Genomic DNA, 9,332 nt, shown 5'->3' on the forward strand with positions numbered 1-9,332 from the left:
CGCAGGTGGCGACGGCGGATCGCCACCTGCGGCAGAGACGAACGAGGCGGAAGTGTCGGCTCTGCGGAATGGAAGAACGGTTGGCCCGAGCGGCGGACCGGACGACGGGACGGACGCCCCGGCAAGGATGTCAGCCCCGTCGTCATCAATCTCAGTCCTGCGCATCTGTAGCTCCTCTGAACAAGGGCAAAGATCGCACAGGAGAACGACAAGGTGTTGGGTTTCGAACACGAAAACTTGGGGCGACGCCCCAAGAAAAAGACCAGCAGGAACAGGGTGATGAGTCCGACAGCAGAAGCGAAAGTCTTGATGCAAGGCGCTTGGCCGATACGGCGGTTCGGCAAGCTGGACAACATTTTCTATCACGCAGTGCGGTTCATTTCACCGCGCGTCACCAAGCAATTCACGCCACGCCGAGCCCGCTCGATTTGGGAAGGCACCGCGCGGCGCATCGACAGCGAAGAAATGGATGCCCTGAGGGCAGCGATCATCGAGGAGGCTCACCGTGAGCAACAGGAATTACGCGCCCGTCTGGCTGATCTGGACAAAAAAGTTGCCGCTTTCGATGCGCGCGTGGCTCGCGAAGCGGTGGCGGGCAAAGGCGAATAAATGGGCCGATCGGGCCGAATGGATCATGGAAGACTGAGGGGAATATGATGCAGAACAGTGTGCCCTTGATCGTGGACAGCTTTGCCGGCGGCGGCGGTGCATCGACCGGCATCGAAATGGCCCTCGGCCGCTCTCCCGATATCGCCATCAACCACAACGCGGACGCGCTTGCACTTCATGCCGCAAATCACCCCGAGACGCTGCACCTGTCGGAGAATATCTTCAAGGTTGACCCGCTCGATTATGTCGCCGGCCAGCATGTCGGCCTGGCGTGGTTCTCTCCCGACTGCAAGCACTTCTCGAAGGCTAAGGGCGGCAAACCGGTCGAGCGCAACATTCGCGATCTCGCATGGGTGATCGTCCTTTGGGCGGAGCGCGCGAAGCCCGACGTCATCATCATGGAGAACGTCGAGGAGTGGAAGGAATGGGGTCCGCTCATCGAGACTGACAAAGGCCTGATGCCTTGCCCAGATAGCCGAGGCCAGACGTTCCAGAAGTGGTGCAGGGCCATGAAGCGCGCCGGCTATAAGCTGCAGCATCGCGAGCTTCGGGCCTGCGATTATGGCGCTCCCACCATCCGCAAGCGCCTCTTCGTCATCGCCCGCCGCGATGGCAAACCGATTGTCTGGCCGGTGCCGACGCACGGTGCGCCGACGGATCCCGACGTCATCGCCGGCAGGAAACTGCCTTGGCGTACGGCGGCCGAGATCATCGATTGGTCGCTGCCTTGCCCGTCGATCTTCGACACGTCCGACGAGGTCATGGCGAAGCATGGTCTGCGCGCGATCCGACCGCTTGCCGACGCAACCATGGCCCGCGTCGCCCGCGGAGCGAAGCGCTATGTGCTTGATGCTGCGCGCCCATTCATCGTCAATCTGACACATGGTGTTCGCTCGGAAGACCTCGATAGGCCGTTCAACACGATCACTGGCGCGAACCGTGGCGAAAAGGCCGTCATCTCGCCGTCCATCACCCGCTTCAATAGCGGCGCGACCGGGAGCTCAATGGATGAGCCCGCGCCGACGGTGACCGCCAACAGCTATATCAAGAAGCCTGGCGGCGCTGCGCCCCTCGGCGTCATCGCTCCGAGCCTGTCGGCATTCTATGGCCCGGGCGCGGGCGGGCAAGACCGCTCGGCTAGCGCCGAGGAACCGGTCCGCGTCGTCACGACCGAAAACCGTCACGCTGTCGTCGCGCCGCACCTGATGACGATGCGCAACTCCGGTAAGCCATTCAATGGCGCCGATGAGCCAACCCACACTATCACGGCCGGCGGAGCTGGCTTGTCCGTCGTCGCCCCAGTCCTGACCTATGCTAAGCAGGGCGGCGCGAACCGCTCGGCCGACGAACCGCACCACACCATCACCGCCAGCAAGAAAGACCAGAACTCGGTCATCCTGCCCAGTCTCATGAGCCTGAAGGGCAGCGACCGCAGGGATAGCTCTGTTGACGAGCCTCACCCGACGGTGCTCGCAGGTGGCGGTCATTCGGCTGTCGTTTCTGCCTTCGTCGCCCAGCACAACAACGACAGCCGTCGTATCGGTGGCGTCAATCCGGGTCGCGCTGCAGACGTGCCTATATCGACGGTCACCTCGACAGGCGCGCAGCAGGGCATCGTCTCGGCCTTCGTCTCCCGCCAATTCGGCGCTAGTGTCGGTCATGGTGCTGACGAGCCATCGGCGACTGTCACCGCCGGCGTGAACAAGTCGGCTCTCGTCGCTCCGCATCTGCACGCCTACTACGGTTCCGACCAGGACACGCCCGAGAACGAACCTTTCCACACGCTCACGACGAAGCCACGCTTTAGCCACGTCGAGGCTGCCATCAGCGCGCCGCCGTTCACCGAAGACCAGCATGAGCGAGCTCGCGAGGTCGCCGCTTTCCTGCGATCCCATGGTTTTTGGGACGAGCGCGAATTCGTCACGCTGACCATCGGCGACGCCGAGTTCGTTATTGTCGACATCGGCATGCGGATGCTGGCGCCGCGTGAGCTGTATTCGGCCCAAGGCTTCCCGACGGATTACAAGATCGACGCGGACGCCGATGGCCGGCCGTTCCCTAAGAACGTCCAGGTCTCTTGTGTCGGCAATTCGGTTTCGCCGCCGGTCGCCGCCGCCATCGTCGCTGCGAACTGCCAGCACCTCGTCGAGTATCGCGAGGCCGCCGAATGACGGACCCAGCCGAAATGATCGCATGGCTCGACCGCCGCATCGCCTCCGCCATGACATGGCTCGACGATCACGGCCGTGGCTCGAAGAAGCCCCGCCCGGAAACCGAGATCGAAACTAAGGAATACGACATCGCCCGCTTTGAGGAGATCAAGGCGGCGTACGTGAAGGCGCTGAAGAAGCGCGAGGAGGCGGCGTCATGTTAAGGATGCACCGATGCTCTAAGACTTTGTATTCGATGTTTCGTGTCGAGCATCTGAATTTCAACGAAGACCTCTGCTTGTTTCGGCCAATCGCTAATGATCTTGTCGCCGTCGGCTGCAGCGATCTTCAGTTGCAAGGCGTGAGGGCCAATATTGTTTCGATCCTCCCACCCGCGCAATGGATAGGGCCAAGGCGTCCGAGCAAGGTTCAGTTGGTTGCCATCAAGTTTCAACTCCATAATACCCATGGCGTTTCCCACGTTGAGCTGAACAGATTTTATGAAAATTGCTCGTCGGTTCCAGTTAACTATGCGAACGACCATCTCAGTCGGATCGTCAAGGTCTGGCGTCACATCCATGGTTGGTGGCGCGTCGCCCAATATAAAATCTGTCTGTTTCTGCTGCTGACTGATCTGCCGCCTCGTGAGCGCCACGGCCATGCCGGCAGCCACGAATCCGGCCCAGCCGCTGGTAGCTTCAAGCCAATCACGGAAATAGCAGTTACCTCCGCACCAGTCCCAACCTTGCCAGGCAAGGAAGTCGGGCAGAAAGCGCATTACGAAAGTGAATGCGACAAGCGCCAGTGCCGAAACAATCGTCACACAGAAGTTTTTGTCGCTCAGCATGCTTCCGCTCCCTCGTCCGGCGCATGGCTAAGGCCGGAAGCTGGTGCGAACTTTACGAGGGTGGCGGCATGACCTCCTGGTTCTTCGATCCGCTCACGCCACTCCATTACGAGCTCCTAGTTATCGACCCGCCGTGGGATTTCGGCCTTTACAGCGACAAGGGCAACCAGAAGGCGGCGCAGCGCCACTATTCATGCATGAAGGATGACGAGATCCTGGCGATGCCAGTGGGTCAGCTGGCGTCGATAGATTGCCTTCTTTACCTCTGGGCGACTGCTCCACAGCTTCCTTTGGCAATCGAGTGCTGCAAGGCTTGGGGCTTTGAATACAAGTCGTTCATGGTCTGGCGAAAGCTGACGCCCGGCGGCAAGGAACGGATGGGAACCGGCTACCGTGTCCGCACCACTGGTGAGATTGTCATTGTCGGCGCGTTGGGCAACCCGAAGCAATCGACGGTCCCCCGAACAGTGTTCGACGGCATTGCACGCGAGCACAGCCGCAAACCCGATGAGTTCTATGCCCTCTGCGATCGCGTCATGCCGCATGCGCGCCGCGCCGACGTCTTCGCTCGAGAGAGCCGCGCCGGCTGGCATTCCTTCGGAAACGAAGCGACGAAGTTCGATGAGGTAGCAGCATGATGTCTGTCGACACTCAACCGCAATCAAGGTCGCAAGATGCCGGCTTCCTCGGCCGCGCGAATGAAGGCGAGCTTGGCAGTGGCGCTATCCACTTTCCCATCGATCGCGCCGAGACAGGCTCGTCGAGCAGCGGAAAAGGACTTGCCTCCTTTTGTGGGCCACGAGCTCATAAGGTACGCTATAGCATCGCGCGAGTTGCCGACGCTTCGGAAATGATCGGAATCGATCATCAACTCTATTGGCTTGTCCCACATATCGCGGCTCATTTTGTCTTCTCCGGCGTGCTGACCGCAGAAGAAATACGCAGCCGACCTACTCGTTCCGCCGTTTTCCGCCATGAGACCAAGGTCGGGGGTGCATCTGCGACTAAAGGACCAGCAGCGAGCAGTATGCTTCATGCCGGACGCAGTGCTACCTCAACTCTGGCTGATGAGAGAGGCCGCGATCGCAGCCTCTCCGCTTATACGGAGCGATCAGGCAGAAACGCGACCGCCTCCGGTTGGGGTCTTGATCATCCACGGCTGGACTGCCGGCTGCTTCATCAAGATGCCCTTCTTATTCCCGAACGCGCGAATGGCGTCGCGAGCTACCTCAAGCGGCTTATGTCCATCGTGGGCCATGTAGCAGGTCTTAAGGGTTGCCTCATGGGCAAGATCCCGCTCGCGCTCGGGCCAATCTTCAAGGAAGTCAATCGCATCTGCCAGGGAGATTATCTCCCGAACCAGGCCGCCCCGCTCCTTCAGATATACGGGACGATTAAAATCTGCATTCATAGCTACCTCACTGAAAACGTTGGTGATCAACAAGGATGGCGCCGAAGCTTAGCGCCAGTGGAGAACTTATTTTTCCGGTTTTTCCGTTTCAATACATCCCGGGTGAAATTTTTCCGGGAGGCACGCCCGTGACCTTCCTCGAAGCCTACGCAATCCATGGTCCGGACGTCGAGCGCATAGCAGCAGCTCTCGGCATCCCAGCGCCTGAGGCCGATCGCCTCGTCAGTCGGGAGATGGATCGCCGATATCACGCCCGTATCCGTGGTGAACGGAGGCGCGCATGACCGAGGTGCTGACCCGTGACGAATATCGCGCCGCAGTCGCCAAGCCGAAGCCCGGCAACAAGTTCGGCGCCAAGCGGACCGTCTTCGACGGCATCACCTTCGACAGCAAGCGAGAGGCGGAGGTCTATCGCGATCTGAAGCTGTTGGAGCGCTCTGGCCGGATCTCTGGATTCGAGCGCCAGCGGAAGTTCGAGCTCATCGTCAACGGAAAGATCATAGGCTCTGCGAAAATCGATTTCGCCTTCATCGACCACGATCAGGACGGTCGGTTCCGTTGCGTCGACGTCAAGGGCGTCGTCACCCGCGAATTCAAGCGGACTCAGAAGATCATCAAGGCGGCCTACAACATCGACGTCGAGGTGTGGAAATGAGCAACCGCGCCTGGATGCCGCTCCATATCGCCGATTACCTCGCCGACACCGGCCACCTAACGGCCACCGAGCACGGCGCCTATCTGCTGCTGATCATGCACTACTGGCAGAACGGCAGCTTGCCAGAGAACGAGCGCGTTATTGCACGCATCGCGAAGCTATCGCCGGAACAGTGGGAGGAGAGCCGCGACATGCTCGCCATGCTCTTCGGCCCCGGTTGGAAGCACAAGCGCATCGATGCAGAGCTCTCGAAGGCGGATGAGATCATCGAGAAACGCCGATCGGCCGCGGAGGCTCGATACGCGAAGGCGAAAACGAACACATCAGATGCAAATGCAATGCATGTGCAAAGCAAATGCAGTGATACGGGCGCGTTACCGACAACCAATAACCAATCTTCCTCACTTCGTTCGGAAGACGCACGCGCGCCCTTGATCGATCCCGACTTCGAAAGATTTTGGGATGCTTACCCGAACAAGACGGGCAGGCCATCGGCGGAGAAGGCTTTCTCCCAAGCTGTCAAGCGTGCCAGCCTCGACGAGATCATGGCCGGTGTCGCGACATACGCCGCCAAGACCGATGACCGTCAGTGGTGCTCGCCGGTCAGGTGGCTCTCCGATGATCGCTGGAAAGACCAGCCGGCCAAGCCTCCCGACAAAGCTCCCCCAAAGCCCAACGGCCTATCACACCTGCAGAAATTTCAAACCAGAGAAGAATACCTCGCGGCCGAGTTGGCGCGATCGGAACGGAGTTTCAGATGAACATCGCAGCGAGAGATATCCGAGCCCGGCTCATGAACCCACCCGTCAAACTGACGCGGGAAGCGATAGCGGAAAAGGATGAGAAGATCCGCGAACTTCGAAACATCATCACCGCCCAACGCGCCGACATCGCCGTCCGCCAGGAAACCATCGACAGGCTGACGGTCGAACTCAGGGAAAGCCGGAAGGCCGAAGAGGAATATCGCCGGAAATCGAGAGCGATCTCTGAAGCGGATAACGCGATCGGCGCAGACGGCTTGAGGTCATGGAAAGCCATAGTGAAGGAGGTTATGAGCGAATTCCCCGGCGTTTCATGGGCTCAGATTAAAAGCAGTCGCCGTCAAACATGGATCGTCGCCTGCCGGCGCGCCTGCGTTCGGGCCGTCCACGCCGAGAGGCCGGAAATGACGAGCACTGATTTGGCTAAGCTCTTCAACAAGGAGCACAGCACAATCCAGACTATCTTGGGCAAGCGCAAATGACCCGTCTTGCTCGCGTCGACATGTATGCCGTCGCTCCGCTTCTCCCGGGCGACAAGGTAGCTGGCCGGGTGGCGTCCCGCGGCGAACACTTCGAATGGTCCCCGCCGTCCACTACTGTGCATTCCGCCGATCCGATCCCGCACCGGGCGCCGACGGCTCTTGAGCGGATCATGCCAGAATTCGTCGACCTGACTGGCGTCAGGTCAGGCCGGCTCACAGTCGTCGGCATGGCGGTTGACGTTTGCGCGAACGGCACGCGCTGGGTGGTTCGCTGCGTCTGTGGCTCCTATGAGCTTCGGCGCACCAGATACCTGAAGGCATGCGCAGCGGGCAAAAAGATCGGAAACGATGAGCCGATGTGTGGGTCCTGCGCCTACACGAAAAGGCTCCGCAACGGTTTCCATAACCGGAAGAAGGCAGCTGCGGCTGCCGAAGCAATTCAGAACTGCATTCGATAACCGAGCGGCGGCTCGACGAGAGGGAATGAAAATGGCGGAATCAGCAGAGCAGATTCGAGATAAAGACACCGAGTTCCGGGAGATGATCACCCGCCGGCGCCGGCGGCTGGTCGGCAACGACTGGTACGCGATCCGCACCGCGCCTGGAACGCAGAGGATGGCGCGGCATGTCGAGGACGCCCCGATCAGCCGCATCGGCGAGAGCATCATCGAGCGAAACCTTCGGAACGAGGGGATCAGCGTCTACATGCCGGCCTACTGGTACGAAAGCATCCACCACCGCACCCGGAAGGTCATCCAGCGCCGACTGCCGTTGCTGGTCGGTTATGCCTTCGTCAACCTCGAAAACATGAACTTCGAGCAGGTGCGCGCCGTCGACGGCGTAGTCTGCTTCCTCCGGTCCGAGTTCGGTCCGATCCGGTTCAGTGGCGACGATCTCTCCATAATCGCGGCCGAAGAGCTCACCCGCCGGCAAGCGTTCCGCCGCGAGCGCATCACCCGAATCCAGAAAGAGACGGAAAGCCAGGCAATGCAGATCCGCGGCAACCTCCGCAAGATTCTTCCGAAGGGCAGGGGCAATCGCATCAACCTGAGAGATCAAGCCCTGATCGCCATTAAGGGCATGAAACCCGAGATGCAGAGCAAAGTCATGGGGATGCTTGCCCAATTGGAGCAGTTGGATGCATATGTGGGTCTTGAAACCATAGATCGTGTTGCGTAATATTCAGCCCAAGGTGATTTGGGCTGTTCTGATCGCGGACCTCTCTGAGAGGGAATACTCGCCGGGCCCCGGATTGGTCATCACCGCCAATCGCTCAAAAAGAACGCTGCCTGATTTTTCATTCGGGAGGCAAAGCCGAAGCAGCCAGGCGCAGAGTATTCTTGATGCCCGCAGGCAGAAAACTCGTGTCCTGACGTGCGGCGGCAATACGGATAAGAGCCATGGCCGCCGCAGTTTCATGTAGCGGTCGGAATGTTACCTTGCCGGCCTCGATGTCTTGATAGGTGCGAAACGGCACCTGCATATGTGATGCCATCTCGGCTTGGGTGACGCCCGCCATCTTGCGGTAGTCTGCTACAGTGAGTGTCATTGAAGGTGTCTCCAAGATTTGCTATATCTTGGGGAACCGGAGAGGTGGCTAGACCCCTCCGGCCCCCAGTTACCGGCTAATGGAGATTGTCAGTCTCCACTTGCCGAACCGGACTTGGAAGGTGAGCTTGACGCTCATGGGTGCCTCCAGTCCTCCCGAAGCGGGATTGCTTCGGTAAGATTGTTATGCACGAAAACCGTGCTTTGCGCAATAGCAAAAGCACGAAAATCGTGTAAAAGCATGAAGCCGCCCGACTTGTCACCGGGCGGCTTTTCGTTTGCACGGCCAATTCCTATCCGATGCCAAACAATGGGGCCCGCTCCGCGTCGCCCACTCCGGCATTCAAGGCGCCGGCGTTGCTCTGGTCACCGGAAGCATCTGGCTGGGGCTTCTCGAATGGCTGGCACACACGATGATCGACGAGGCGAAGGTGAGGGGGAAAACGACGTTCGCCCAGGACCAAGCCTTGTACATCGCGTGCAAGCTCGCGTGGCTGCTTTGCCTCATCCTGTTCGCCAAGGGCTCGGGTGGCTTCTCATCGTAGCTCTGGTGGCACTCACGTTCGCCATATCTTCTCTGCCGGCCTGGTGGCCAGTATGAAAGCGTTCAATCCTAATCCAACACTGCCTTGGCGAACGCTCTGAGGGCTCGTTCCTTGTCTAGCTTCATCATGGCGCTTGCGATGTCGTCAAAGTCGCTTGGATGGATTAACAATTGGATGTCCCACGGTCGGCCATACCCAACCTTAAAGGACATCGTGAGGCATTCTTTATTCTCTTTTTTGTCTCGTCCTAAGGTGATGGATCCACTCTCGACTGTGCCACGAGGGCCGAATTCAGAATTGTAATAGGGGCGGTAGATTTTGCTG

13 protein-coding genes are annotated in these 9,332 nt (G+C 59.4%); 9 read left to right on the top strand and 4 right to left on the bottom strand.

The genetic code is table 11. The features are described 5' to 3' along the window. Positions 1 to 213: 213 nt before the first annotated feature. Genes J0663_RS18570 through J0663_RS18580 form a run of 3 tightly spaced genes read left to right on the top strand, consistent with a single transcriptional unit; the run spans position 214 to position 2,983 of the window. Positions 214 to 609: a hypothetical protein gene (locus J0663_RS18570; protein WP_311043602.1), complete on the top strand. Its 396-nt coding sequence runs from the start codon at positions 214 to 216 to the stop codon at positions 607 to 609. Positions 610 to 656: 47 nt separating this feature from the next. After that, on the top strand, positions 657 to 2,780 hold the full coding sequence (locus J0663_RS18575) for a DNA cytosine methyltransferase (protein WP_207241850.1): 2,124 nt from the start codon (positions 657 to 659) through the stop codon (positions 2,778 to 2,780). Next, positions 2,777 to 2,983 (top strand): hypothetical protein, encoded by a 207-nt coding sequence (locus tag J0663_RS18580; RefSeq protein WP_207241851.1) that lies wholly within the window; start codon positions 2,777 to 2,779, stop codon positions 2,981 to 2,983. Before J0663_RS18575 ends, J0663_RS18580 begins: the two co-directional genes overlap by 4 nt. Here J0663_RS18580 and J0663_RS18585 read toward each other — a convergent pair. Further along, entirely contained in the window at positions 2,980 to 3,606 is a 627-nt protein-coding gene (locus J0663_RS18585) for a hypothetical protein (RefSeq protein WP_207241852.1), read from the bottom strand. The two genes, J0663_RS18580 and J0663_RS18585, sit on opposite strands and share 4 nt — an antisense overlap. 68 nt (positions 3,607 to 3,674) lie before the next feature. Here J0663_RS18585 and J0663_RS18590 point away from each other — a divergent pair, with 68 nt between their 5' ends. Beyond that, the gene (locus J0663_RS18590) at positions 3,675 to 4,244 is read left to right on the top strand and encodes an MT-A70 family methyltransferase (protein WP_207241853.1); all 570 of its coding nucleotides are present in this window, start codon (positions 3,675 to 3,677) and stop codon (positions 4,242 to 4,244) included. Between the two features lie 23 nt (positions 4,245 to 4,267). Here J0663_RS18590 and J0663_RS31815 read toward each other — a convergent pair whose 3' ends face one another. Together J0663_RS31815 and J0663_RS18600 are read right to left on the bottom strand one after the other, a co-directional pair. After that, positions 4,268 to 4,510, bottom strand: coding sequence for a DUF982 domain-containing protein (locus tag J0663_RS31815; RefSeq protein ID WP_207241854.1), 243 nt, complete (start codon positions 4,508 to 4,510; stop codon positions 4,268 to 4,270). A 207-nt stretch (positions 4,511 to 4,717) separates the two neighbouring features. Further along, on the bottom strand, positions 4,718 to 5,017 hold the full coding sequence (locus J0663_RS18600; protein WP_207244541.1) for a DUF982 domain-containing protein: 300 nt from the start codon (positions 5,015 to 5,017) through the stop codon (positions 4,718 to 4,720). A 280-nt stretch (positions 5,018 to 5,297) separates the two neighbouring features. Between J0663_RS18600 and J0663_RS18605 the strand changes: the two genes are divergently transcribed. From J0663_RS18605 to J0663_RS18620, 4 genes are all read left to right on the top strand, one after another. Then, entirely contained in the window at positions 5,298 to 5,672 is a 375-nt protein-coding gene (locus J0663_RS18605) for a DUF1064 domain-containing protein (RefSeq protein ID WP_207241855.1), read from the top strand. Beyond that, positions 5,669 to 6,433: a YdaU family protein gene (locus J0663_RS18610; RefSeq protein WP_207241856.1), complete on the top strand. Its 765-nt coding sequence runs from the start codon at positions 5,669 to 5,671 to the stop codon at positions 6,431 to 6,433. The genes J0663_RS18605 and J0663_RS18610 overlap by 4 nt, the downstream gene beginning before the upstream one ends. Beyond that, complete coding sequence (locus J0663_RS18615; protein WP_207241857.1) at positions 6,430 to 6,915, top strand: hypothetical protein; 486 nt, start codon at positions 6,430 to 6,432, stop codon at positions 6,913 to 6,915. Before J0663_RS18610 ends, J0663_RS18615 begins: the two co-directional genes overlap by 4 nt. 489 nt (positions 6,916 to 7,404) lie before the next feature. Next, positions 7,405 to 8,094, top strand: coding sequence for a transcription termination/antitermination NusG family protein (locus J0663_RS18620; protein ID WP_207241858.1), 690 nt, complete (start codon positions 7,405 to 7,407; stop codon positions 8,092 to 8,094). Between the two features lie 118 nt (positions 8,095 to 8,212). On the opposite strand, the gene J0663_RS18625 is transcribed toward J0663_RS18620, so the two are convergent. Further along, positions 8,213 to 8,464, bottom strand: a complete 252-nt coding sequence (locus tag J0663_RS18625) for a helix-turn-helix domain-containing protein (RefSeq protein WP_207241859.1) — start codon at positions 8,462 to 8,464, stop codon at positions 8,213 to 8,215. Between the two features lie 277 nt (positions 8,465 to 8,741). Here J0663_RS18625 and J0663_RS18630 point away from each other — a divergent pair, with 277 nt between their 5' ends. Continuing rightward, the gene (locus J0663_RS18630; RefSeq protein WP_207244573.1) at positions 8,742 to 9,008 is read left to right on the top strand and encodes a hypothetical protein; all 267 of its coding nucleotides are present in this window, start codon (positions 8,742 to 8,744) and stop codon (positions 9,006 to 9,008) included. Positions 9,009 to 9,332: the final 324 nt, after the last annotated feature.

This window comes from Rhizobium lentis, from assembly GCF_017352135.1.
GTDB lineage: Bacteria > Pseudomonadota > Alphaproteobacteria > Rhizobiales > Rhizobiaceae > Rhizobium > Rhizobium lentis.